The sequence below is a fragment of the Nonomuraea phyllanthi genome, from assembly GCF_006334985.2.
Lineage (GTDB): Bacteria > Actinomycetota > Actinomycetes > Streptosporangiales > Streptosporangiaceae > Nonomuraea > Nonomuraea phyllanthi.
The window spans coordinates 592,780-614,593 of sequence record NZ_VDLX02000001.1 but is presented as its reverse complement, the minus strand read 5'-3'; the positions used below and the strand labels follow the sequence as shown (position 1 = coordinate 614,593).

The window sequence follows — 21,814 nt, the reverse complement described above, 5'->3', positions numbered from 1 at the left end:
TTCGGCTGCGAGGGAGCTCTCGATGGGCACGCTCGGTTTCTGGAAGCTCGCGCAGGCGGATCCCGAGTGGATCGCCGCCGTGGACCCCGACGGCACGGAGCACCGGGCGGGAGACCTGCTCGCCCGCGCCAACCGCCTCGTGCACGGGCTGCGCGGGCTCGGGCTCCGGCCGGGGGACGGTGTCTGCGGCCTCGTCCCGAACGGCGCGGACGGGCTCGTGCTCTACCTGGCCGCCCTCCAGGCCGGCTGGTACTACACGCCGGTCAACTGGCATCTCACCGGCCCCGAGATCGCGTACATCGTGGCCGACAGCGAGGCCAAGGCCTTCTTCGTGCACCCGCGCTTCGCCGAGGAGGGCGCCAGGGCAGCCGAGGCGATCGAGCCGCACCGCCGCTTCCTGCTCGAAGGAGAGGCCGACGGCTTCCGCCAGGTGAGGGAGCTGATCGACGGGTGGCCGGACACCACCCCGCCCGAGCGCACGGCCGGGGCCACCATGCACTACACCTCCGGCACCACCGGCAAGCCGAAAGGCGTCAAACGCCCGCTGAGCGGCCTCGACCCGGACGACTCCGCTGAGCTCATGACATTCCTGCTCGGACTGTTCGGCATCACGCCGGGCCGCCCCAACGCCCACCTCGTCACCTCCCCGAGCTACCACACCGCGGTGACGCAGTTCGGCGGCACCGCTCTGCACATGGGTCACACGCTCGTCTACATGGACCGATGGGACGCCGAGGAGATGCTCCGGCTCTGCGAGCGGCACCGCGTCACGAGCTCCCACCTGGTCCCGACCCACTTCAAGCGGCTGCTCGCGCTGCCGGAGCGGACCCGCGCCGCGTACGACCTGTCCTCGCTCAGGTGGATGATCCACGCCGCCGCGCCCTGCCCGATCCCGGTCAAGTGGGCGATGTTCGAGTGGTGGGGCGACTGCGTGTACGAGTACTACGCGGCCACCGAGGGCGGCGGCACGCTGGCCACGCCGGAGGACTGGAAGTCGCACCCGGGCACGGTCGGCAGGGCGTGGCCCATCAGCGAGCTGCTGATCGCGGACGAGCAGGGCGAACCCATGCCGACCGGCACGGCCGGGACGATCTACATGAAGATGGGCGGCGTCCCGTTCGAGTACAAGGGCGATCCCGACAAGACCGCCGCGAACCGCCTCAAGGACTACTTCACCGTTGGGGACATCGGATACCTGGACGAGGACGGCTACCTCTACCTCCGCGACCGCAAGGCCGACATGATCATTTCGGGCGGCGCCAACATCTACCCGGCCGAGATCGAGAACGAGCTCATGGTCCACCCGAAGGTGGCGGACGTGGCCGTGTTCGGCATCCCGGACGAGGAGTGGGGCGAGCAGATCAAGGCCGTGGTCGAGCCCGCGCCCGGCATCGAGCCGGGACCCGAGCTGGCCCGCGAACTGCTCGCGTCGCTGGAGGGCCGCCTGGCCAGGATGAAGTGGCCGAGAAGCGTCGACTTCATCGCCGAGATGCCCCGCGAACCCAACGGCAAGCTGCTCAAACGCAAGCTCCGAGCCCCGTACTGGGAGGGACACGACCGTGCCATCTGATCCGCTGCTCGCCCAGCACGTGCTGGAGTTCCCCGGCGGCTACACGCGGACGACCGGCCCCGTGGTCGGCCGGTTCCTGAGCGAGTTACGCGGCCGGCGGATCGTCGGGGTGCGGACGAAGGAGGGCAAGGTGCTCGTGCCGCCCCTGGAGTACGACCCCGCGAGCGGGGAGCCGGTGACAGATGAGTACGTCGAGGTCGGCCCGGCGGGCACCGTCACCACCTTTGCCTGGGTGGACGAGCCGCTCGCGGGCCACCCGCTCGACCGGCCGTTCGCCTGGGCGCTGATCAAGCTGGACGGGGCGGGCACCGCGCTGGTGCACGCCGTGGACGCGGGCAACCCCAAGGCGCTGGCCGCCGGCACCCGCGTCTGGCCGGCCTGGAGCGACCACCCCACCGGCCACATCACCGACATTTCCCATTTCGTGCCGGAGGTCACGAAGATCGTGGCCAACGTGCGCGCCGAGTACCGCCTCCAGGCCGGCGGCGCGCTCCGCGTCTTCCTGGAGGGCGTCGAGCGCGGCGTCTTCCTCGGCGGCCGGTGCGGGACCTGCGAGAAGGTGTACGTCCCCTACCGCGCGTCCTGCCCCGAATGCGGAAACGCCATCCCGGACCCGATCGAACTCCCCGACACCGGCACGATCACCACGTTCGCCATCAACAACCTGCCCGATCCGCGGGCCCCCCAGGTGCCGTTCGTGTCGGCGTACATTCTGCTCGACCACGCAGACATCCCCATGATCGCGCTCGTCGGCGACGTACCCGCTCACGAGGTGCGCCAGGGCATGCGGGTCAGGGCGGTCTGGGTCCCGGAGGGCGAGCGCACGGCGTCCATGGCGAACGTCCGCTGGTTCGCCCCCACCGGCGAGCCGGATGTGGAGCTGTCATGAGAGACGTCGCCATCGTCGCGTTCGCCCAGACCCGGCACGCCGGCCACGACACCGGCCTGAGCGAGCCGGAGATGATCCAGCCCGTCATCGACGAGGTCAAGGAGCGCACGGGGCTCGGCAGGTTCGGCTTCACCTGCTCGGGCAGCTGCGACTACCTCGCGGGCGCGCCCTTCTCGTTCGTGTCGGCCCTCGACGCGCTGGCCGCCTGGCCGCCCATCTCGGAGAGCCACGTCGAGATGGACGGCGCCTGGGCCCTGTACGAGGCGTGGGTGCGCCTCCAGCACGGCGACGTCGATTCGGCCCTGGTCTACGGCTTCGGCAAGTCGTCGCTCGGCGACCTGCGCACGATCATGACGCTCCAGCTGGACCCGTACTACCTGGCGCCGCTCGGCCTCGACCAGCTCTCCTACGCCGCGCTCCAGGCCGCCGCCGTCGGCGCGGACCGGGCGGAGCTCGACGAGATCGTGCGCAGGAGCCGGGCGGACGGGAGGAGCAACCCGTACGCGCTCGACCTGCCCGACCCCGACCCCGGCGAGCCGGACGCGCTGGTCGCGCCGCCCGTCACCGACGGCGCCGCCGCGATCGTGCTGGCCGCCGGTGACCTGGCCGGACAATTGTGCTCCAATCCCGCCTACATCAGGGGCATCGCTCATCGCATAGAGCCCCACTACCTGGGTATGCGAGATCTCGCCCTGTCGGCCTCCGCGGCCGATGCCGCACGAGCCGCGGGGGTCGGCAAGGGTCCTGTCGAGGTGGCCGAGCTGCATGCCCAGTTCGCGCACGAGGAGATCATCCTGCGCCGCGCGCTGGAGCTGCCCGGCGAGACGGTGATCAACCCGTCCGGCGGCCCGCTGGCCGCCAACCCGGTCATGGCCACGGGCCTCATCCGCATCGGCGAGGCCGCGCGGCGCATCCTCGACGGCGACGCGCGCCGCACCGTCGGCCACGCCGCCGGCGGTCCCTGCCTGCAGCAGAACCTCGTCACCGTCCTGGAGGCATGATGGCAAACCGGTGCGCGGTCATCGGGGTCGGGCAGACGCACTACACGACCAAGCGCAGGGACGTGTCGATCGCGGGCCTGGTCCGCGAGTCGGCGCTGCGGGCGCTGGACGACGCCGGGCTCTCGTTCGCCGACATCGACGCCGTGGTCGTCGGCAAGGCGCCCGACCTGTTCGAGGGCGTGATGATGCCGGAGGCGTACCTGGCGGACGCCCTCGGCGCGGCGGGCAAGCCGATGACGCGCGTGCACACGGCGGGCAGCGTCGGCGGCTCCACCGCGCTGGTCGGCGCCTCGCTGATCCAGGGCGGGGTGCACGACCGGGTACTGGTGGTGGCGTACGAGAAGCAGTCGGAGTCCAACGCCACCTGGGCGCTGTCCACGCACCTACCGTTCAGCGCGTCCCTCGTGGTGGGCGCGGGCGGCTACTTCGCGCCGCACATCCGCGAGTACATGCGCAGGTCGGGCGCGCCCGGACACATCGGGACGCTCGTGGCGGTCAAGGACCGGCTGAACGCCCTGAAGAACCCGTACGCGCACCTCAAGATCCCCGGCATCGACCAGAAGATGGTCGAGTCCACGCCGATGCTCTGGGAGCCGATCCGCTACCTGGAGACCTGCCCGTCCAGCGACGGCGCCTGCGCCCTCGTCCTGTCGTCCGAGTCCAAGGTCACCGGCACCCCGGCGTGGGTGCACGGGACGGCCATGCGCTCCGAGCCGATCTTCCGCGCCGGGCGCGACACGGTCAGCCCGCAGGCGGGCAAGGACTGCGCGGCCGACGTCTACCGCCAGGCCGGCATCGCCGATCCGCGGCGGCAGATCGACGTGGCCGAGGTGTACGTGCCGTTCTCCTGGTACGAGCCGATGTGGCTGGAGAACCTGGGGTTCGCGGCGGAAGGGGAGGGATGGAAGCTCACCGAGTCGGGGGCGACGGCGCTCGACGGTGACATCCCGTGGAACGCCTCGGGCGGGGTGCTGTCGAGCAACCCCATCGGGGCCTCGGGGCTGATCAGGTTCGCCGAGGCCGCGCTGCAGGTGCGCGGGATGGCGGGCGATCACCAGGTGGACGGCGCCCGCACGGCGCTCGGCCACGCGTACGGCGGGGGAGCCCAGTTCTTCGCGATGTGGATCGTCGGACGGGAGAAGCCCTGATGGAGTTCAACCACGCTGACCTGTTCGAGGGGGTCGCCGACGCGGTCGGGGACCGGACGGCCGTCGTCTGCGGCTCCGACCGGCGCACCTACGCCGAGCTGGAGGCCGAGTCGAACCGGCTGGCCCACTACCTCACGAGCGTGGGCGTCCAGCCGGGCCAGCACGTCGGGCTGCATCTCTACAACGGCGTCGAGTACGTCGCCGGCCTGCTGGCCACGCTCAAGATCAGGGCCGTGCCGGTCAACGTGAACTACCGCTACGTCGAGGCCGAGCTGCTCTACCTCTACCGCGACTCCGACATCCGGGCGCTGGTCTACGACGTGGAGTTCGACGCGCGGGTGGCCGCGGTGGCCGGTGACGCGCCGCTGCTGGAGCACCTGATCTCGGTGGGCGGGCCGTCGCGCATCGGCTCGGCGGTGCCGTACGGGACGGCCCTGGAGCGCGGCAGCCCGGAACGGCGCTTCCCGCCGCGCTCCGGCCAGGACGTCTACATCATCTACACCGGCGGCACCACGGGCCTGCCCAAGGGCGCGATGTGGCACGTCGAGGACCTGTTCATGGCCTTCGGCGGCGGCAACCCGTACGGCGAGCCGCGCGCCACGCCCCAGCAGGTGATCGACGAGGCGGTCAAGGCCGGCCCGCTGGTGATGATGGCCGCGCCGCCGCTGATGCACGGGGCCGCGCAGATGGCCACGTTCATCGCCTTCTGGATGGGCGCGACCATGGTGTTCGTGCGCCGCTTCGACCCCGAGGACGTGTGGCGCACGGTCGAGCGCGAGCGCGTGTCCACCATGAACATCACCGGCGACGCCATGGCCAGGCCCCTGGCCGAGGCGCTGGAGAAGGGCGGCTACGACGTCTCGTCGCTGTTCGTGGTCAGCTCGACCGGGGCGATCCTGTCCGGCGCGGTCCGCGACCGGCTCCAGGAGCTGCTGCCGAACATCATGATCATGGACAGCTTCGGCTCCACCGAGTCCGGCTACACCGCGTCGGGCCTGGCCGGGTCCTCGCCGGAGACCGGTCTGCGCTACCAGCCGAACGCCGTGGCCCGGCTGGCGGTGCTGGACGAGCGGCACCGGCCGGTCGAGCCGGGCTCGGGGCTCATGGGCACCATGGCGAGGGCGGGGCGGGTGGCGTTCGGCTACTACAACGACCCGGAGAAGACGGCCCGCACGTTCGTCACCGACGACGAGGGCACCCGGTGGCTGCTGACCGGCGACCTCGCGACCGTGGCCGCCGACGGCACCGTGAACGTGTTCGGCCGGGGCTCGCAGTGCATCAACACCGGCGGGGAGAAGGTGTTCCCCGAGGAGGTCGAGGCGGTGCTCAAGGGGCATCCGGCCGTGTTCGACGCGGTGGTGACCGGGGTGCCCGACGAGCGGTGGGGGAGCCGGGTGGCCGCGGTGGTGGAGCCGCGGCCCGGCGTCGAGGTCACGGCCGAGGATCTGGACGCGCACTGCAGGACCCTGTTATCGGGGTACAAGGTGCCCCGTTCGTACGCGTTCGTGGACGAAATGGTGCGCTCGCCCGCCGGCAAGGCCGACTACCGGTGGGCGCGCGAGACGGTGCAGGCGAGCGAGGGCTGAGGGGATCAGGTCTTCGCGGTGGTGAGCCAGGCCGCCAGGCCGAGGTAGACGAGCCCGCTGCCCATGTCCAGCCGCCGCCGGGCGCGGGCCGACCTGCGCATCCGGCCGGCCAGCGCCGAGGACAGCAGCGCGTACGCGCCGTCGGAAATCACCCCGAGCACCAGCCACAACGCTCCGAGCAGCAGGATCTGCGGCCCGACCGGACCCGCGGCGGGGACGACGAACTGCGGCAGGAACGCCAGGAAGAAGATGGCCGTCTTGGGGTTGAGCACGTTCACCACGAAGCCCTCCCAGAACAGCCGCCGCTTCGACTGCACGGGCAGCTCCACCTGCTGCTCGTCCTCGCCCCGCCGCATCAGCTTGCGCGCGCCGAGCCAGAGCAGGTAGGCGACGCCCACGTACTTGACCACCGTGAAAGCCGTGGCCGAGGCGGCCAGCAGCGCGCTGATGCCCAGCGCCGCGGCCGCGATGTGGACGAGCGAGCCCGCGTGCACGCCGAGCACGGAGATCATCCCCGCGACTCGGCCCTGCGCCACGCTGCGCGTGACGATGTAGAAGACGGCCGGTCCGGGGACCACGAGCAGTCCGAGGGTGGCCACGCAGAAGAGCGCGAGTCTTGATATGTCCGGCATGGGGCCATGGTAAGAGCGCCGTCAACGGCTTTCTTGGAGCGCCGCCAGCAGCGCCTCCGTGGCCGGCGGGTGGGGCGGGTCGCCGTAGACGGCGGCGTACACGTGCCTGGTCGAGCCGGGCACCTCCGCCACCTGCACGCCGGGGTGGCGGTGCGCCCGCAGCGCGAGCCCCGGCAGCAGGGTCAGGCCCAGCCCGGCCGCCACGAGAGCCTGGACGGCCACGATGTCGTCGCTGGTGAACGAGATCCGCGGAGCGAACCCGGCCTTCGCGCACAGGTCGAGCAGATGGCTGCGGCACCGGTCGCACCCGGCGATCCAGGACGACTCCGCATGATCCACCAGCGTGCCGGCCGGGCCGCTGGTGACGAGGTAGCTGGGGTCGTCGAGGAGATGGATCATGCGGATGCCGTTGTCCTCGGGCGCGGTGTCGTCGTACCGGAAGATCACGGCCACGTCCACGCGGCCCGACCGCAGCAGCCTGAGCGACTCCGGCGGCTCGGTCTCGGTGAGCTCCAGCCGCAGCCTCGGATGCGAGCCCGACAGCAGCTTGGCCGTCCGCGGGACGAACGTGCCCAGTGCCGAGGGGAACGCGGCCAGCCGCACCCGCCCCGACCGCAGCCCCACGTGCGCGGCCAGCTCGTCGGCGGCGGAGTCGAGGCGGCCGATGATCTCGGCGGCGCGCTCGGCGAGCAGCCGGCCGGCCTCGGTGAGCCTGATGCCGCGCCCGACCCGCTGGACGAGCCGGGCCCCGGTCTCCGCCTCCAGCCGGGCCAGGTGGTGGCTGACGGAGGGCTGCGAGTAGTGCAGCTCCTTGGCGGCGGCGGTCAGCGAGCCCTTGCGGGCGACCGCGACGAGGACGCGAAGGCGCACGACATCCAGCATTCATCAATCGTATCTATGAGTTGGCCAGAGAACTTCTGTTGGACCTATCGGTCCGGGCGTAGCACCGTGGAGGTGAACCTTCCGAGGAGATGCCATGAATGTCGTCGTCACCAGGCCAGGACTGGACGCACTCGTGTCCGGCGTTTCGGAGATCGTGAACCGCCGGCTCGCGAGCGGGGAGACCGCGCACGCCGTGGCCGACCTGCTCCGCGCCCGGCTGCCGGGGCTCGACCTGCTCACGCCGCGCGAGCGCGAGGGCTCGCCCGACGGGTACGTCTCCACGCCGCTCCACAGCCAGGATGACTTCTCCATCGTCAGCGTCGTCTGGCGCCCCGGCCAGGAGACGCCGGTCCACGACCACGTGGCGTGGTGCACGTTCGGGATCATCAACGGCATCGAGCACGAGACGCTCTACCGCGACATGGGCGACCACCTGGTGGAGATCGGGCAGGTCGCCAACCGGCCCGGAGAGGTCAGCGGCTTCGCCCCGCCCGGCGACATCCACAAGGTGCGCAACAGCAGCGGCGAGGTGGGGGTGTCGATCCACGTGTACGGGGCCGATGTGGGCAGGCTCGGCTCCAGCGTCCGCCGCGTCTACGACCTGCCCGTGCGGCGATGACCTCCTGATACGAAAATTTATTTGCGCAAATTTCCTTTCCCTTCTAGGGTGGCGTCATGGCCACCGAGAACACGCGCCGCATCAAGGACCTCGACACGCTCAAGGCGCTGGGTCACCCGCTGCGCATGAAGCTCTACCGCGCGATCTCCGTGGTGGGCACGGCGACCGCCTCGCAGCTCGCCGACCAGGTCGACGAGGCCGTCTCCCTGGTCAGCTACCACCTGCGCAAGCTGGCCGCGCACGGGCTCATCGAGGAGGCCGGGACAGATCGCGGCGACGCCAGGGAGCGCTGGTGGCGGCGCGCCGGCGCCGGCGTCAGCACCAGCGACGCGGACTTCCTCGACGCGCCCGAGCGCGCCGCCGTCCACGCCGCGGTCTCCCGCATGCACGCGCGCCAGCGCAACGAGATGTACGAGAACTACCTCGACACCCAGTCCGCCTGGCCCGGCGACTGGCGCAGCGCGGCCTTCACCTCCGAATACTTCCTCCCGCTCACCCTCGACGAGCTGCGCCGGCTGGGCGACGAGCTCAACGAGGTGCTGCGCAGGTGGCAGGCGCACGCGGAGGGCGCCCGCGACTCCGGCGACACCGATGGCCGCGAGAACGTCGCCGTGCACACGTACGGCTTCCCCTTCCGTACGTGAGAGGCGCGGCGATGCAACCGGACCTTTACCTGTACGTCGAGCGGGCGCGAGCCCGCGAGCTGCGCGCCGAGGCGGAGCGGTGGAGGCTCGCGCGCCCGCCTCGCCCGGCCGGCCGCGCCTGGGAGGCCCGCCTGGGCTGGGCGCTGGTGGAGACGGGCCTGCGGCTGGTCTACCGGCACTCCTGATCGAGGGCGAGCTGGTCGCGCATGGCCGTGCCGTCCATGACGGCCCAGTGCTCGACGATCCGGCCGTCCCGTACACGGATCATGTCGATGCTCCGCACGTCGTAGCGCCGGCCCGAGGCCGTGTGCGTGCCGCGGCTGAGGTAGACGTTGGCCGACAGATCGTCGGTCGCTATGTTCTGCTCCACCGTGACGGACGTGTCATGAAAGCCCGTCGCGCCGGAGAAGGCCCGCTCCCACTTGTCCCTCCACGCCGCCAGGCCGTGGTGGTCGCCGTCCGTGCCGCCCCGGTGGTCGACCACGTCCGGGTCGATGAGGGCCAGGCCCTCCTCCATCCGCCTGGCCTCGTACAGCTCGATGATGCGCCGATGCACCTCGCCGGCCGTCGCCATTTCGCGCTCCCGTCGCTAAGTGGGGAGTTCCCCGTTTCTCTGGTTCGGCTAGGGTAATCGGGGAGTTCCCCACTTAGCAAGGAGCCGGATGCCACCGAGGCCCCGCAGGGCGGACGCGCAGCGCAACCGCGACCGGCTGCTGGCCGCGGCCGCGCAGGTCTTCGCCGAACGCGGCACCGACGCGCCGCTGGACGACATCGCCCGCCGCGCCGGCGTCGGCAACGCCACGCTCTACCGGCATTTCCCCACCCGCACGGACCTGCTGGTCGCCGTCTACGCCGACGAGGTCGCCCACCTGTGCGCGAGCGGTCAGGCGCTGTTGGCCGCCGAGCCGCCGGGCGAGGCGCTGCACGCCTGGCTGCGGCTGTTCATGGACCACATCACCGGCAAGCGGGACCTGGCCCAGGGGCTCACCGGAGACGAGAGCGGCACCGAGCTGGTCGCGCGGTGGCACGCGTCCATGCTCGCCACCGCCTCGGCCCTGCTGGACGCGGCCAGGCGGTCTGGCGCCGTGCGCGCCGGCCTCGACGTGCGCGACCTGCTGACCCTGGTCAAGGGGATCGCCCTGGCTGCCACGGACCGCGACCAGGCCGAACGCCTCCTGTCCCTGATCCGCTGACCCCGCCTGTGAGGTCGCTCACACCGCGTCACAGCCGGCAGGGGCGTCACGTCTTAGAGGCCATGACGAACGCGCAACAGACCTCGGTGCTGATCACCGGAGGGAACAAGGGGCTGGGTCTCGAGACGGCCAGGCGGCTCGGCGAGCAGGGCTGGAAGATCTTTCTCGGCTCGCGGGACGAGGGCCGCGGGCGGGCGGCCGCCGGCAAGCTGGCCGCCGGCGGCGCGGACGTGGTCATGGTCCAGCTGGACGTGACCTCCGACGAGTCGGTGGCCGGCGCCGTACGGCTGGTCCGGGAGCACACCGACCGGCTGGACGTCCTGGTCAACAACGCCGGCGCGCCGGGAAGGATCGTCCCGCCCGCCGACGCCACGGCCGACGAGATCCACTCCGTCTACGACACCAACGTGTACGGGCCGATCAGGGTCACGCACGCGTTCCTGCCCCTGCTGCGGGCGGCGGACAATCCCCGGGTGGTGATGGTGTCCAGCGGCGGTGGCTCCTTCGCGGTCGTGACCGATCCCGGGCAGCAGGTCTCCAAGATGCACGAGCTCGCGTACAGCTCGTCGAAGGCGGCGCTGAACATGCTCACCGTCCGGTACGCCCAGGCGCTCCCGGAGATCAAGTTCAACGCCCTCACCCCCGGTGAGGTCGCGAACCACAAGTTCACCGCCACCGACATGAACAACCACACCGGCCAGCTGACGGTCGCCGAGGGCACCGACCCGATCATCAAGCTGGCGACGCTCGGCCCCGACGGGCCGACCGGGACCTTCATCGACCGCCTCGGCCCCGTGGCCTGGTGACCGCTCCGGGTACCCTGCGGGACGTCGTACGGAAACGTCCCGTGGACGAGGGAGGGCGGAGCGAGATGAGCGGGTCCGGTCCTGCGGACGAGACGGGCGCGGAGGCGGGGTACCGGCCGCTGCTGTTCTCCATCGCGTACGGCATGACCGGGTCCGTGGGCGACGCCGAGGACATCGTGCAGGACGCGTTCCTCCGCCTGACCCGGGCGCGCCGGGCGGGCACCGCGATCGCCGACCAGAAGGCGTACCTGGCGACGGCGGTGACGAGGCTGGGCATCGACCACCTGCGCTCGGCGCGGGTGCGGAGGGAGACGTACGTGGGGGACTGGCTGCCCGAGCCGGTCGTCGTGCCGGCCGGCGAGCCGGGGCCCGCCGAGCACGCCGAGCTGTCCGATTCGCTGTCGATGGCCTTCCTCGTGCTGCTGGAGTCGCTCTCGCCGGTGGAGCGGGCGGTGTTCATGCTGCGCGAGGTGTTCGGGTACGCCTACCCGGACGTGGCGGCGGCCACCGGCAAGACCGAGGTGAACTGCCGGCAGATCTTCGCGCGCGCCCGGCAGCGCATCGCCGCCGGGAGGCAGGAGCGCGACGGCGCGCCGCTCCCGGCACGGCGGGCGCGCGGCGAGGAGCTCGCCCGCAGGTTCTTCGAGGCCGCCGCGGGCGGCGACATGGACGCGCTGCTCGGCATGCTCGCACCCGACGTGGTGTTCCACGGGGACGGCGGCGGCAAGGCGCAGGCGATCGCGTATCCGGTGACCGAGCCGCTCCGGATCGCGCGGATGCTCGTCGGCGGTTTCCGCCGGGTCATGGCGCTCGGTGTCTCCTCCAGCCCGGCCTGGGTCAACGGCCGGCCGGGCGCCGTGATGTACGACGCCGAAGGGCGCGTGGCCGCCGTGGTCGGGCTCGACATCGACGGCGGCGTGGTGCGGGCGGTCCACGCGGTGGCCAACCCCGACAAGCTCGGCCATCTCGGACCGGTATCCGATGTGGGGCTGTCCGCAAAGTAGGGCGGGCCCGCCGGGTGGCCAGGGTCACCAGGCGGGGCCGGCCTCCTAGACGCCCAGCGCGGAGGGCAGGCTCAGCTCGTGGAGGAACAGGGCCTCGGTGGTCGCCACGCGCCGCAGCTCCTCCAGGTCCACCCGCTCGTTGGGGGCGTGGATGCCGGCGTCCTCGTCCTCCGCCCCGAACAGCAGGATCTCCGCCGCGGGGAACTGCTTGAGCAGCGTGCTGACCAGCGGGATCGAGCCGCCCGCGCCGACGTCCCTCGGCGGGCGGCCGAAGCCGAGCTCCATGGCCCGGTTGAGCGCCGCCCTGGCCTTGCCGCCCGAGTCGGCCTGGAAGCCCGAGCCCACCGTGAAGTCGCCGAACGACACCTGCACGCCCCACGGCGCCACCTGCCGCAGGAACTCCACCACCGCGTTCACCGCCGTCTTCGGGTCGCCCGCCGGCGGCACGCGGAGCGTCACCCGGGCACGCGCGACCGGCTGGACCGCGTTGACGGCACCTGAGACGGTCGGCACGTCCAGGCCGGTCACGGTGATCGCGTACGACGACCAGAGCCGGTCCGCCAGGGAGCCCGAGCCGACCAGCGAGACCCCGTCGGCCACGCCGGCCGTCTTCCTGAACTCCTCCTCCGACGGCCCCTGGCCGAGGAACGCCCCGCGCGGCAGCCCCGGCACGCGCACGTCGCCGTTGTCGTCGTGCAGCGAGGTGAGCATCCGCATCAGGGCGGCCAGCGCGTCGGGGGCGGCGCCGCCGAACGAGCCGCTGTGGACGGCCTCCCGCAGCGTGCGGACCTCGATGGTGAACGCCGCCATGCCGCGCAGCGACGTGGTGACCGCCGGGTCGCCGACGCGCGGGTTGCCGGTGTCGGCCACCACGATGGCGTCGGCCCGCAGCAGCTCGGGATTGCGCTCGACGAACGCCTCCAGGCGCTCGCCCGCGTATTCCTCCTGGCCCTCGATGATGACCTTGATGCCCACGGGGAAGCGGCCCTGGAAGGCGCGCAGGGCGGTGACGTGGGAGATGACGCCGGACTTGTCGTCGGCGCAGCCCCGCCCGTACAGCCTGCCGTCGATCAGCGTCGGCTCGAACGGGGGGGTGCGCCACGCGGCCGGGTCGCCGGGAGGCTGCACGTCGTAGTGGGCGTAGAGCAGGACGGTGGGCATGCCGGGCGGCGCGGGGGCCTCGCCGTAGACGGCCGGGAAGCTGCCCTCGACGGGCACCTGCTGGACGCGTGGCAGGCCCGCGGAGCGCAGCAGTTCCTCCGTCAGTGCGGCGGCGGCGAACACCGGCTCCTCGGGGTGCCCGGGGAAGGCGATGGAGGGGATGGCGGCCAGCCGCTTGAGGTCCTCGACGGCCTGGGGCATCGCGCCGGCCACAGCGCTTCTGATCTGATCAGCGGTCACGGAAGGTCCCCCGGGGGTCATGTTCTGGGTGGTCGGTGAGGTCGGTCTCGAGGGTCGTAACCCGTCATCCTCATCGCACTCATTGGATCACACAACGTCCCACGTGCGGGAACGCCCCCTTCTCCCCGCCTGCGGACATGCGGATTTCGTCGCCGTTACAGACCGGTTCTGCGGATCTCGATTTTCTTGCATATTGCTGCCACCGATTCGCTTGGCAATCCCGCAGGTCAGCATGCACACTGTGGGAAGTTGAGACACGAGGGAAGATAACCATGACGCAGCCCGAAAACGACGTCCTGAAGGCCGCGCAGGACAACCTGTGGTTGCACTTCACCAGGCACAGCTCGTATCAGCAGTCCGAGATCCCGACCATCGTGCGCGGTGAGGGGTCCTACGTCTACGACATCCACGGCAAGCGCTACCTCGACGGTCTGGCCGGGCTCTTCGTGGTCCAGGCCGGCCACGGACGCCAGGAACTGGCCGAGGCCGCCGCCAAGCAGGCGCAGGAGCTGGCGTTCTTCCCGCTGTGGTCCTACGCCCACCCCAAGGCCGCCGAGCTGGCCCAGCGCCTGGCCGCCCAGACCCCTGGCGAGCTCAACCGCGTCTTCTTCACCACCGGCGGCGGCGAGGCCGTCGAGTCGGCCTGGAAGCTCGCCAAGCAGTACTACAAGCTCGTCGGCAAGCCCCTCAAGCACAAGGTCATCAGCCGCCAGATCGCCTACCACGGCACCCCGCAGGGCGCGCTGTCCATCACCGGCATCCCCGCGTTCAAGGAGATGTTCGAGCCGCTGGTGCCCGGCTCGATCAGGGTCCCCAACACCAACCACTACCGCGCCGACGAGATCTCCGGCATCAAGGGCATGACGCCCGAGGAGTACGGCTTCTGGGCGGCGGAGCGCGTGGCCAGGGCCATCGAGATGGAGGGCCCCGACACGGTGGCCGCCGTCGTCGCCGAGCCCGTCCAGAACGCCGGCGGCTGCTTCCCGCCCCCTCCCGGCTACTGGCAGCGGCTGCGCGAGATCTGTGACGAATACGACGTGCTGCTCGTCTCCGACGAGGTCATCTGCGCCTTCGGCCGGCTCGGCACGATGTTCGGCGGCCAGCGGTTCGACTACGTGCCCGACATCATCACCTGCGCCAAGGGCCTGACCAGCGGCTATTCGCCCATCGGCGCCATGATCGCGCACGAGCGGCTGTTCGAGCCGTTCAAGAGCGGCGACACGATGTTCGCCCACGGCTACACGTTCGGGGGCCATCCCGTCTCGGCGGCCGTTGCACTGGCCAACCTTGATATCTTCGAACGTGAGGACCTGCTCGGCCACGTCACCAGACACGAGCCGCTCTTCAAGCAGACCCTCGACGACCTGAGCGACCTGCCCATCGTCGGCGACGTACGCGGCGCCGGCTATTTCTGGGGCATCGAGCTGGTCAAGGACAAATCCACCAAGGAGACGTTCAACGCCGAGGAGTCCGAGCGACTCCTGCGCGGCTTCCTGTCCAAGGCCCTGTTCGACGCGGGCCTGTACTGCCGCGCCGACGACCGCGGCGATCCCGTCATCCAGCTGGCGCCCCCGCTGATCGCGGGGCCGACGGAGTTCGCCGAGATCGGGTCGATACTCCGCGACGTGCTCACCCGAGCATGGGAGCGCCTGTAGAACGGCGCTTCGCTGGAGACGCGGCCCAACAGAACACCGTCAGTCCGGTACGACGGCGTGCCGGTTCGCGAAAGGATCAACCATGAAGATCGGCGTTCCCGCCGAGGTCAAGAACCACGAATATCGCGTCGCCGCCACGCCCGCCGGAGTTCACGAGCTGGTGCGCAACGGCCACGACGTCCTCATCCAGCGGGGCGCGGGGCTCGGCTCGTCCATCACGGACGAGGAGTACCTGTCGGCGGGCGCGAAGCTCCTCGACAGCGCCGACGCCGTGTGGGGCGAGGCGGACATGGTGCTCAAGGTGAAGGAGCCGATCGCCGAGGAGTACCACCGGCTGCGTGAGGGGCTGGTGCTGTTCACGTACCTGCACCTGGCCGCCTCCCGCCCCTGCACCGACGCGCTGCTCGGCGCGCGCACGACCGGCATCGCGTACGAGACCGTCCAGGTCGGCAACGCCCTGCCGCTGCTCGCCCCCATGTCCGAGGTCGCCGGCCGGCTCGCGCCGCAGGTGGGCGCGTACAACATGATGCGCTTCAACGGCGGGCGCGGCGTGCTGCCGGGCGGCGTGCCCGGCGTGGCCCCCGCGAAGGTCGTCGTCATCGGCGGCGGCGTCTCCGGCCTGAACGCCGCGCAGATCGCCGTCGGCATGGGCGCCGACGTCACCGTGCTCGACCTCAACATCGACCGCCTGCGCCACATCGACGCGATCTACCAGGGGCGGCTCAAGACGCTGGTCTCCACCTCGTACGCGATCGAGCAGGAGGTCCTGCAGGCCGACCTCGTCATCGGCGCGGTGCTGATCCCCGGCGCCAAGGCCCCGACGCTGGTCTCCAACGACCTGGTCTCGCGGATGAAGCCGGGCTCCGTGCTCGTCGACATCGCCATCGACCAGGGCGGCTGCTTCGAGGACTCGCGGCCGACCACGCACGCCGATCCGACGTACCAGGTGCACGAGTCGGTGTTCTACTGCGTGGCCAACATGCCGGGCTCCGTGGCCAACACCTCGACGTACGCCCTGACGAACGCGACCCTCCCGTACGCGGTCAAGCTGGCCAACCTGGGCTGGCGCGAGGCGCTCAAGACGGACGCGGGTCTCGCGGGCGGGCTCAACACCCACGACGGCAAGCTGACCAACCACCCGGTGGCGGAGGCGCTCGGCCTGCCGTTCACCCCGGTCACCGAGGTCGTCTAACCTTCCGGGCGGTACGCCGTGGCCTGCACGATCTCGCCTGGCGTCAGCTGCTCCCTGGCCGTGGTCACCGCCCAGCGGTGGCCGAAGGGGTCGCGCAGCACGCCGTACCGCTCGCCCCAGAACGTCTCCCGCACCGGCTGCTCCAGCTCGGCCCCGGCCTCGATGGCCTGCTCGGCCACGGTGTCGGGGTCGGCCACCTCCAGGAGGATCAGCACCGGGCTGCCGCCGAGCGTGGGCGGCGCCAGCGCGCCGAGGCCGGGCATCTCCTCGCTCACGAGGAGCCGCCCTGCCCCGATCTGCAACTCGACGAAGAGGATCGCCCCATCGGACAGCGTGTTGCGGAACACCTCCACCGCGCCCAGGCCCTCGCGGTAGAAGGCGATCGCCGCCTCCGCGTCGCGCACGAACAGGTGCGGGCACAGCCCCTGCGGGCGTAGCGATGTCATGCGATCAATCCTGCCTCTCTGGCCGCCGTCACCATGCGGGCCATCAGCTGGGCCTCGTCCCGCGCCGCGCGCTCGCCCGCCACGGTCAGCTTGTAGTAGCGCCGCCTGGCGTCGTGCGGTGCCTCGGGATCTCCCTCGTAGCTCTCCTCGACCAGGCCATCGGCCACCAGCCGGTTGATGGTCCGGTACAGCGTGCCGGGGCCCAGCCTGACCGCGCCCCCGCTGACCTCCTCGACGAACCGCATCACCGCGTAGCCGTGGCCTGAACCGCTGGCCAGCGCCAGAAGCACGTGGAATCCGGCGGCCGTGAGCATGATTGACACCATAGCACCGCAATGGTTATATCCACGGTGGATATAGCCCAGGAGGAGGAGCAATGTCGCTTGGCATCAGTCAGGTCACCATCTACGTCGAGGACCAGCAGAAAGCGGTCGACTTCTGGACGGACAAGGTGGGGTGCGCGATCACCAGGGACATGCCGTACGGCGAGAACCGCTGGATCGAGGTCGAGCCGCCCGGCGGCGGCGCCCGGCTCGTCATCCACAAGGCCGACCCCGACTGGCCCACCCCACCCACGGACATGCCCGGCCACGTGCTCTTCGAGGCCGATGACATCGTCACGACGTACGAGGAGCTCAGGGCGCGCGGCGTGGAGTTCACCCGGTCGCCCGAGCAGGAGTCGTGGGGCTGGTCGGCGGTCTTCGAGGACCCCGAAGGCCACCGGTTCCACTTGGGGCAGCGCTAGCGGACGCCCAGGCGGCGGCGCAGGTCACGGGCCGTCGCCAGCACGTGCTCGATCTCTCCCGGACTGGGCCACGGCGCGGTGCCGGGGCGCAGCAGCGTGCCGCGTACCGACGCTAGGTGCTCCACCGCCATCCGGTGCACGCCGCTCCGCTCCACCAGCCACCCGATCACGTCGGAGTGGTCGTGCAGCGGCCTCGTCACCAGGTCCCACGTGCCCAGCACCTCGGCCAGGTCGGCCACGGACAGCGAGACGCCGCCCCTGCGCCCGGTCGCGGCGGCGGCCAGCTCCGCCCGGGCTGCCAGCTCCGGCTCGGCGTGCCGCCCCCAGGCCGCCGGCGGCGGGTCGGACAGCCAGACCTGCGCCTCGCCCAGCTCGCCCGTCACCGACAGCAGCCCGCCCAGCTCGACGGCCGCCCCGCGATGCCCGGCCCGCGCCGCCTGCCTGAACCAGTGCTGCCCGCCCGCCATGTCGCCGAACTCGGCGATCAGCAGCAGGCCGTAGTTGAAGGCCGCCTCGGCGTCCCCGCCGGCCGCGGCCCGGCCGAACCAGTGGCTGGCCGCGCCGCAGTCGCCCAGCTCCACGCAGACGAACCCGGCCATCCGCTGGTCGTGCACCCGCCCGGTGCCGGCCGCCTGCTCGAACCAGGCGCGGGCCGTACGCAGGTCGCCCCTCGACAGGGCGACGCCGCCGAGCTGGGAGGCGGCACCCGGATGCTCGCTCTTGGCCGCCAGCCGGTAGTACGCCTCCGCGCCCTCGGGGTCGCGGCCCGCGTCGAGGTAGAGGCCCATACAGTACGCCGCGTCGGCGTGGCCCTCCCTGGCGGCGTACTCCCACCAGCGCACGGTCTCCTCGTCGTCGCCCGCCGAGTAGGCGAGGAAACCCAGGTCATGAGCCGAGGCCAGATCGCCGTCGCCGGCCGCCCGGCGGTGCCACTCGCGCGCCGCCACCAGCTCGCCGGCGTCCTCGCACATCAGCGCCAGCCTGCGGGCCGCCATCGTCGAGCCGCCGTGGGCCGCGCTCTCGAACCAGCGCCTGGCCCCCGCGGCGTCGCCGCGCTGCTCCAGCAGGAGCAGCGCCAGGTTGGCCGCCGCCTCGGCGTCACCGGCGCCGGCCGCGAGCTCGTACCAGCTGACGGCGTCCTCCAGGCTGCCGTGCTTCTCGTGCCAGACGCCCAGGTTGTAGGCGCTGTCGATGTTGCCCGCGGCGGCCGCCCGCTCCCACCAGCGTCTGGCGGCCGCGCGGTCGCCGTGCTGGGCGTAGAGCTTGCCGAGCCGGTGTGCGGCCCGCGCGTCACCGGCTCGCGCGGCGGCCAGCAGCTCGGGCTCGTCTCCCATGCGCGGCGCCGGTACGGTCGGCGCCGTCACCTCTCCTTGCCAGGCCATGGCGACCAGGGTGGCACGTGATCGCGCGATCGCGAACGGTAATCGCCGACCTGGCGCCACCAGAATGCGGGCCATGGGCTTCGGCCTTCAGTTTCAGGCCTGGGGGTCAAGGCGCGCGCGAGCGCCCGCTAGGGCGCGAGCGTGCCCTGACCGGATTGTTCTTGCTGCTCGGCCCACCATTCGTAGGAGACGATGACGGCGTAGGGCTGGCCGTTGCGCTCTACGATGGTGGGCTCGCCGAGGTAGTGGGCGGCGTTGATGCGTTCACCGATCTTCTCTCGCGTTTCTCGCACGCCCATACGAATAGTCATGATCAAACGGTACACTGTTCACCGTGCAGCTTCGGTACCAGTACCGCCTCTACCCGACCTCCGCCCAGCGTGACGCACTGGCGCGGGCGTTCGGTTGTGCGCGGACCGTGTTCAACGACGGGCTGCGCATGAGACAGGAAGCCCGTGAGAACGGCCTGCCGTACATCTCGGACGCCGACCTGTCCAAGCGGATCATCACGCAGGCGAAGAAGACGCCGGAACGCGCCTGGCTGGGCGAGGTGTCCGCCGTGGTGCTCCAGCAGGCGCTGGCCGATCTGAACACCGCCTACCGTAACTTCTTCGCCTCCCTGACGGGCAAGCGGAAGGGGCCGAAGATCGCCCCACCCCGCTTCCGGTCACGTAAGGACAACCGGCAAGCGGTCCGGTTCACCAGGAACGCCCGGTTCTCGATCACAGCGGGCGGGAGGCTGCGCTTGCCGAAGATCGGCGACGTGCCGGTGCGGTGGTCACGGGGCCTGCCCTCTGCCCCGTCCAGCGTGACGGTCATCAAGGACGCATCGGGCCGGCACTTTGCGAGCTTCGTCGTAGAGACGAGTGATGGGCCGCTGCCCGAGTCGGCGTCCGAGGTCGGGATCGATCTGGGCCTGAAACACTTCGCGGTGCTCTCGGACGGCCGGAAGATCGACAACCCGCGTTTCCTGCGCCGCGCCGAACGACGTCTGAAGAAAGCGCAGCGGGCTCTGTCCCGCAAGGCGAAGGGGTCGAACAACCGCGCCAAGGCCGTCGTGAAGGTCGCACGAGCGCACGCGCGGGCGGCCGACGCGCGCCGGGACTTCGCGCACAAGCTCTCCACGCAGATCATCTGCAAGAACCAAGCGGTGTACGTGGAGAACCTGTCCGTGAAGGGCCTGGCTCGCACGAAGCTCGCCAAGTCCGTGTACGACGCCGGGTGGGGCCAGTTCACCGCGATGCTCGCCTACAAGGCCGCCCGCCACGGCCGGACCCTCGTGAGGATCGACCGCTGGTTCCCATCCTCGAAGATGTGCTCGACCTGCGGAGCGGTCGCCGAGTCACTGCCGCTGCACATCCGGTCGTGGACCTGCCCGTGTGGGACGGTCCACGATCGGGACGTCAATGCGGCGATCAACATTCTCGCGGCCGGACGGGCCGAGAGACTAAACGCCTGTGGAGGCCAGGTAAGTCCGCCGCTCGCGGTGGCGCAGGTCGACGAAGCAGGAAGCCTCAGAGGTACCGCGTGAACGCGCGGCACGGGCTGAACCCCGGCCTTCAGGTCGGGGAGTGCGTCAAGAGAAATTGATGATGCCGCTGTACATGCCCATCCCGCACACGTACCGCAGGCTCCCGCGCGGTTGCGGCGGCAGGCGTACGGTGGCCGGCAGCGCGACGTCGCGCCCGCCGATCGTGACCGTGCCGGTGCACCCCTGGTCCACCAGCTTGAACACCACCTCGACCGGTACGCCCGCGCGGGCCGTCACCATGGCCGGGCGGTAGCCGTCGCGGGTGGCCCACACGGTCACGGTCTGCTTGCCGGGGCCGGAGACGGTGGACGGCGGCGGCGTGCCGCCGATCCAGCCGGCCAGGCTGAGGCCGGAGCCGACGGTCCAGAGTCCGGCGGCGACGGCCACCACGCCGGCCAGCCGGGCCAGCCTGGTGCGGGAGATCCGCCGCAGCACGTAGCCGAGCAGCGCGAACGCCGGCGCGGTGCCGGCGACGAACCCCGCCATGACAGCCGCCCCCGCCACCGGGGAGCCGCTGGAGATGGCGATCATCTCCATGCCGAGCGTCACCCCGCAGGGCACGAGGATGGTGGCCGCGCCGAGCAGCGGCGCTCGGTAGCGGGAGGGGGCCTCGGCCGAGGCGGGAGCCGCGCAGCGCCCCCGCCTCATCAGGCGCACCGCGTAGACGATCACCGTGGCGCCGGCCACGACGAGCAGCGCCGCCCGTGCCTGGGGCGGCAGCTTCACCGCCGAGCCGAGCAGCCCGAGCAGCGCCCCCATCGCGGTGTACGAGGCCAGCCGCCCCGCCAGGAACCAGCCGACCAGCGCGGGATCGCGCCCGTGGCAGCGGCCGGTCAGGCCCATGAGCAGCCCACCCTGCGTGGCCGTGCACGTCGCCGTCCCGGCCACGAGCCCGGCGGCGACGCCGCCGGCGAGCAGGGCGGCGGCCTGCGCGCTCAGTGGACGAGCGCCATGCTGTCCAGAGACCCGCTCTTGGCGGCCTCCACGATCGAGCCGAACTGGTCGAGGCTCATCTCGACGCGCTGCCCGAAGTCGTCCGTGATGACGACCTGGCGCTCCACCGGCGCCGTCTCGTCGACGAACAGCTCGGGGCAACCGCAGTTGCACTGGCCGCAGAATTTCGCGACAGACCGCATACCTGTCCCCACTTTCTACGATTCCCGGTATTCGCAACGTATCCCGGCATCGTGGATGCGGCCAGTGACAGTAATGGCACCCTAAGTGACGTTTAGGAGGCGCCGCCTCTGAGAACAGACATCTTTTCGAAGTACTCGTCGTCGTTCATCTCGCCGCGGGCGTACCGCTCGGCGATGATCTGCTCCGCCGACGCGGTGGGCGAGGCGGGAGCGGACGCGGGCGCGGGCCTGTTGCGCGGGCCCCACCAGCCGCGGCGCCTCGCCACGATGGCGAGCCCGACGACGGCGACCCAGAACAGCCCCCAGAAGAACGGGAAGACCGGCCAGATGTGGTGCATGACTCCTCCTTGAC

Annotated in this window: 26 protein-coding genes; 15 read left to right on the top strand and 11 right to left on the bottom strand. The window is 71.3% G+C overall.

Annotated features, from left to right (window positions below; translation table 11 throughout):
• The first annotated feature begins 22 nt into the window (after positions 1-22).
• From FH608_RS02945 to FH608_RS02925, 5 genes are read left to right on the top strand one after another with little or no spacing between them, the layout of a single operon-like run.
• Complete coding sequence (locus tag FH608_RS02945) at positions 23-1,570, top strand: acyl-CoA synthetase (protein WP_139628208.1); 1,548 nt, start codon at positions 23-25, stop codon at positions 1,568-1,570.
• Complete coding sequence (locus tag FH608_RS02940) at positions 1,560-2,459, top strand: Zn-ribbon domain-containing OB-fold protein (RefSeq protein ID WP_226898890.1); 900 nt, start codon at positions 1,560-1,562, stop codon at positions 2,457-2,459. The genes FH608_RS02945 and FH608_RS02940 overlap by 11 nt, the downstream gene beginning before the upstream one ends.
• Positions 2,456-3,460: a lipid-transfer protein gene (locus tag FH608_RS02935; RefSeq protein WP_139628207.1), complete on the top strand. Its 1,005-nt coding sequence runs from the start codon at positions 2,456-2,458 to the stop codon at positions 3,458-3,460. The genes FH608_RS02940 and FH608_RS02935 overlap by 4 nt, the downstream gene beginning before the upstream one ends.
• The gene (locus FH608_RS02930; RefSeq protein ID WP_139628958.1) at positions 3,460-4,608 is read left to right on the top strand and encodes a thiolase domain-containing protein; all 1,149 of its coding nucleotides are present in this window, start codon (positions 3,460-3,462) and stop codon (positions 4,606-4,608) included. The genes FH608_RS02935 and FH608_RS02930 overlap by 1 nt, the downstream gene beginning before the upstream one ends.
• Positions 4,608-6,194: an acyl-CoA synthetase gene (locus FH608_RS02925; protein WP_139628206.1), complete on the top strand. Its 1,587-nt coding sequence runs from the start codon at positions 4,608-4,610 to the stop codon at positions 6,192-6,194. Before FH608_RS02930 ends, FH608_RS02925 begins: the two co-directional genes overlap by 1 nt.
• A 5-nt stretch (positions 6,195-6,199) precedes the next feature.
• Here FH608_RS02925 and FH608_RS02920 read toward each other — a convergent pair whose 3' ends face one another.
• Together FH608_RS02920 and FH608_RS02915 are read right to left on the bottom strand one after the other, a co-directional pair.
• Positions 6,200-6,826, bottom strand: coding sequence for a LysE family translocator (locus tag FH608_RS02920; RefSeq protein ID WP_139628205.1), 627 nt, complete (start codon positions 6,824-6,826; stop codon positions 6,200-6,202).
• 21 nt (positions 6,827-6,847) lie between these two features.
• Positions 6,848-7,708 carry a LysR family transcriptional regulator gene (locus FH608_RS02915; protein ID WP_139628204.1) on the bottom strand — a complete coding sequence of 287 codons (861 nt, stop codon included), beginning with the start codon at positions 7,706-7,708 and terminating at the stop codon, positions 6,848-6,850.
• A 94-nt stretch (positions 7,709-7,802) separates the two neighbouring features.
• Here FH608_RS02915 and FH608_RS02910 point away from each other — a divergent pair, with 94 nt between their 5' ends.
• From FH608_RS02910 to FH608_RS51220, 3 genes are read left to right on the top strand one after another with little or no spacing between them, the layout of a single operon-like run.
• Positions 7,803-8,327, top strand: coding sequence for a cysteine dioxygenase family protein (locus tag FH608_RS02910; RefSeq protein WP_139628203.1), 525 nt, complete (start codon positions 7,803-7,805; stop codon positions 8,325-8,327).
• A 56-nt stretch (positions 8,328-8,383) separates the two neighbouring features.
• Complete coding sequence (locus FH608_RS02905; protein WP_139628202.1) at positions 8,384-8,971, top strand: winged helix-turn-helix domain-containing protein; 588 nt, start codon at positions 8,384-8,386, stop codon at positions 8,969-8,971.
• A gap of 11 nt (positions 8,972-8,982) precedes the next feature.
• Positions 8,983-9,156, top strand: coding sequence for a hypothetical protein (locus FH608_RS51220; protein ID WP_193318201.1), 174 nt, complete (start codon positions 8,983-8,985; stop codon positions 9,154-9,156).
• Here FH608_RS51220 and FH608_RS02900 read toward each other — a convergent pair.
• Entirely contained in the window at positions 9,141-9,545 is a 405-nt protein-coding gene (locus FH608_RS02900) for an ester cyclase (RefSeq protein ID WP_139628201.1), read from the bottom strand. The genes FH608_RS51220 and FH608_RS02900 overlap by 16 nt on opposite strands.
• An 88-nt stretch (positions 9,546-9,633) precedes the next feature.
• Between FH608_RS02900 and FH608_RS02895 the strand changes: the two genes are divergently transcribed.
• The 3 genes from FH608_RS02895 to sigJ all read left to right on the top strand — a co-directional run bounded on the left by FH608_RS02895 (position 9,634) and on the right by sigJ (position 11,974).
• Positions 9,634-10,164, top strand: a complete 531-nt coding sequence (locus FH608_RS02895) for a TetR/AcrR family transcriptional regulator (protein ID WP_139628200.1) — start codon at positions 9,634-9,636, stop codon at positions 10,162-10,164.
• Positions 10,165-10,226: 62 nt separating this feature from the next.
• Entirely contained in the window at positions 10,227-10,970 is a 744-nt protein-coding gene (locus tag FH608_RS02890; protein ID WP_139628199.1) for an SDR family NAD(P)-dependent oxidoreductase, read from the top strand.
• 65 nt (positions 10,971-11,035) lie between these two features.
• Positions 11,036-11,974: an RNA polymerase sigma factor SigJ gene (gene sigJ / locus FH608_RS02885; RefSeq protein ID WP_139628198.1), complete on the top strand. Its 939-nt coding sequence runs from the start codon at positions 11,036-11,038 to the stop codon at positions 11,972-11,974.
• Between the two features lie 45 nt (positions 11,975-12,019).
• On the opposite strand, the gene FH608_RS02880 is transcribed toward sigJ, so the two are convergent.
• Complete coding sequence (locus FH608_RS02880) at positions 12,020-13,375, bottom strand: dipeptidase (RefSeq protein ID WP_139628197.1); 1,356 nt, start codon at positions 13,373-13,375, stop codon at positions 12,020-12,022.
• Between the two features lie 272 nt (positions 13,376-13,647).
• On the opposite strand from FH608_RS02880, the gene FH608_RS02875 reads away from it, so the two are divergent.
• Both FH608_RS02875 and ald read left to right on the top strand, forming a co-directional pair.
• On the top strand, positions 13,648-15,030 hold the full coding sequence (locus tag FH608_RS02875) for an aspartate aminotransferase family protein (protein ID WP_139628196.1): 1,383 nt from the start codon (positions 13,648-13,650) through the stop codon (positions 15,028-15,030).
• An 82-nt stretch (positions 15,031-15,112) separates the two neighbouring features.
• Complete coding sequence (gene ald, locus FH608_RS02870) at positions 15,113-16,222, top strand: alanine dehydrogenase (RefSeq protein WP_139628195.1); 1,110 nt, start codon at positions 15,113-15,115, stop codon at positions 16,220-16,222.
• On the opposite strand, the gene FH608_RS02865 is transcribed toward ald, so the two are convergent.
• Both FH608_RS02865 and FH608_RS02860 read right to left on the bottom strand, forming a co-directional pair.
• A complete protein-coding gene (locus tag FH608_RS02865; RefSeq protein ID WP_139628194.1) occupies positions 16,219-16,668 on the bottom strand; it encodes a VOC family protein in 450 nt (149 codons plus the stop codon). The genes ald and FH608_RS02865 overlap by 4 nt on opposite strands.
• Positions 16,665-16,982 carry a PadR family transcriptional regulator gene (locus tag FH608_RS02860; protein WP_153261267.1) on the bottom strand — a complete coding sequence of 106 codons (318 nt, stop codon included), beginning with the start codon at positions 16,980-16,982 and terminating at the stop codon, positions 16,665-16,667. The genes FH608_RS02865 and FH608_RS02860 overlap by 4 nt, the downstream gene beginning before the upstream one ends.
• Before the next feature lie 62 nt (positions 16,983-17,044).
• On the opposite strand from FH608_RS02860, the gene FH608_RS02855 reads away from it, so the two are divergent.
• Entirely contained in the window at positions 17,045-17,413 is a 369-nt protein-coding gene (locus FH608_RS02855) for a VOC family protein (RefSeq protein WP_139628192.1), read from the top strand.
• Here FH608_RS02855 and FH608_RS02850 read toward each other — a convergent pair.
• Both FH608_RS02850 and FH608_RS02845 read right to left on the bottom strand, forming a co-directional pair.
• Positions 17,410-18,795: a tetratricopeptide repeat protein gene (locus tag FH608_RS02850; RefSeq protein WP_139628191.1), complete on the bottom strand. Its 1,386-nt coding sequence runs from the start codon at positions 18,793-18,795 to the stop codon at positions 17,410-17,412. The two genes, FH608_RS02855 and FH608_RS02850, sit on opposite strands and share 4 nt — an antisense overlap.
• A gap of 128 nt (positions 18,796-18,923) precedes the next feature.
• Entirely contained in the window at positions 18,924-19,106 is a 183-nt protein-coding gene (locus FH608_RS02845) for a type II toxin-antitoxin system Phd/YefM family antitoxin (RefSeq protein ID WP_139628190.1), read from the bottom strand.
• 23 nt (positions 19,107-19,129) lie between these two features.
• On the opposite strand from FH608_RS02845, the gene FH608_RS02840 reads away from it, so the two are divergent.
• Positions 19,130-20,326 (top strand): RNA-guided endonuclease InsQ/TnpB family protein, encoded by a 1,197-nt coding sequence (locus tag FH608_RS02840; protein ID WP_139628189.1) that lies wholly within the window; start codon positions 19,130-19,132, stop codon positions 20,324-20,326.
• Positions 20,327-20,371: 45 nt separating this feature from the next.
• Here FH608_RS02840 and FH608_RS02835 read toward each other — a convergent pair whose 3' ends face one another.
• The 3 genes from FH608_RS02835 to FH608_RS02830 form a co-directional block, all read right to left on the bottom strand.
• Positions 20,372-21,214, bottom strand: a complete 843-nt coding sequence (locus FH608_RS02835) for an urease accessory protein UreH domain-containing protein (protein ID WP_193318200.1) — start codon at positions 21,212-21,214, stop codon at positions 20,372-20,374.
• 47 nt (positions 21,215-21,261) lie between these two features.
• The gene (locus tag FH608_RS51215) at positions 21,262-21,462 is read right to left on the bottom strand and encodes a hypothetical protein (RefSeq protein WP_193318199.1); all 201 of its coding nucleotides are present in this window, start codon (positions 21,460-21,462) and stop codon (positions 21,262-21,264) included.
• Positions 21,463-21,554: 92 nt separating this feature from the next.
• Positions 21,555-21,800 (bottom strand): SHOCT domain-containing protein, encoded by a 246-nt coding sequence (locus FH608_RS02830; RefSeq protein WP_139628187.1) that lies wholly within the window; start codon positions 21,798-21,800, stop codon positions 21,555-21,557.
• Between the last annotated feature and the right edge of the window lie 14 nt (positions 21,801-21,814).

Excerpts from the sequence above, each read along its gene's own strand:
- FH608_RS02830 (WP_139628187.1), bottom strand. The coding sequence starts at position 21,800 with ATGCACCACATCTGGCCGGTCTTCCCGTTCTTCTGGGGGCTGTTCTGG.
- FH608_RS02875 (WP_139628196.1), top strand. The coding sequence starts at position 13,648 with ATGACGCAGCCCGAAAACGACGTCCTGAAGGCCGCGCAGGACAACCTG.
- FH608_RS51220 (WP_193318201.1), top strand. The coding sequence starts at position 8,983 with ATGCAACCGGACCTTTACCTGTACGTCGAGCGGGCGCGAGCCCGCGAG.
- FH608_RS51215 (WP_193318199.1), bottom strand. The coding sequence starts at position 21,462 with ATGCGGTCTGTCGCGAAATTCTGCGGCCAGTGCAACTGCGGTTGCCCC.
- FH608_RS02915 (WP_139628204.1), bottom strand. The coding sequence starts at position 7,708 with ATGCTGGATGTCGTGCGCCTTCGCGTCCTCGTCGCGGTCGCCCGCAAG.
- FH608_RS02850 (WP_139628191.1), bottom strand. The coding sequence starts at position 18,795 with ATGGCCTGGCAAGGAGAGGTGACGGCGCCGACCGTACCGGCGCCGCGC.
- FH608_RS02905 (WP_139628202.1), top strand. The coding sequence starts at position 8,384 with ATGGCCACCGAGAACACGCGCCGCATCAAGGACCTCGACACGCTCAAG.
- sigJ (WP_139628198.1), top strand. The coding sequence starts at position 11,036 with ATGAGCGGGTCCGGTCCTGCGGACGAGACGGGCGCGGAGGCGGGGTAC.
- FH608_RS02900 (WP_139628201.1), bottom strand. The coding sequence starts at position 9,545 with ATGGCGACGGCCGGCGAGGTGCATCGGCGCATCATCGAGCTGTACGAG.
- FH608_RS02890 (WP_139628199.1), top strand. The coding sequence starts at position 10,227 with ATGACGAACGCGCAACAGACCTCGGTGCTGATCACCGGAGGGAACAAG.
- FH608_RS02865 (WP_139628194.1), bottom strand. The coding sequence starts at position 16,668 with ATGACATCGCTACGCCCGCAGGGGCTGTGCCCGCACCTGTTCGTGCGC.
- FH608_RS02920 (WP_139628205.1), bottom strand. The coding sequence starts at position 6,826 with ATGCCGGACATATCAAGACTCGCGCTCTTCTGCGTGGCCACCCTCGGA.
- ald (WP_139628195.1), top strand. The coding sequence starts at position 15,113 with ATGAAGATCGGCGTTCCCGCCGAGGTCAAGAACCACGAATATCGCGTC.
- FH608_RS02895 (WP_139628200.1), top strand. The coding sequence starts at position 9,634 with ATGCCACCGAGGCCCCGCAGGGCGGACGCGCAGCGCAACCGCGACCGG.
- FH608_RS02925 (WP_139628206.1), top strand. The coding sequence starts at position 4,608 with ATGGAGTTCAACCACGCTGACCTGTTCGAGGGGGTCGCCGACGCGGTC.
- FH608_RS02845 (WP_139628190.1), bottom strand. The coding sequence starts at position 19,106 with ATGACTATTCGTATGGGCGTGCGAGAAACGCGAGAGAAGATCGGTGAA.
- FH608_RS02860 (WP_153261267.1), bottom strand. The coding sequence starts at position 16,982 with ATGCTCACGGCCGCCGGATTCCACGTGCTTCTGGCGCTGGCCAGCGGT.
- FH608_RS02910 (WP_139628203.1), top strand. The coding sequence starts at position 7,803 with ATGAATGTCGTCGTCACCAGGCCAGGACTGGACGCACTCGTGTCCGGC.
- FH608_RS02855 (WP_139628192.1), top strand. The coding sequence starts at position 17,045 with ATGTCGCTTGGCATCAGTCAGGTCACCATCTACGTCGAGGACCAGCAG.
- FH608_RS02945 (WP_139628208.1), top strand. The coding sequence starts at position 23 with ATGGGCACGCTCGGTTTCTGGAAGCTCGCGCAGGCGGATCCCGAGTGG.
- FH608_RS02935 (WP_139628207.1), top strand. The coding sequence starts at position 2,456 with ATGAGAGACGTCGCCATCGTCGCGTTCGCCCAGACCCGGCACGCCGGC.
- FH608_RS02930 (WP_139628958.1), top strand. The coding sequence starts at position 3,460 with ATGGCAAACCGGTGCGCGGTCATCGGGGTCGGGCAGACGCACTACACG.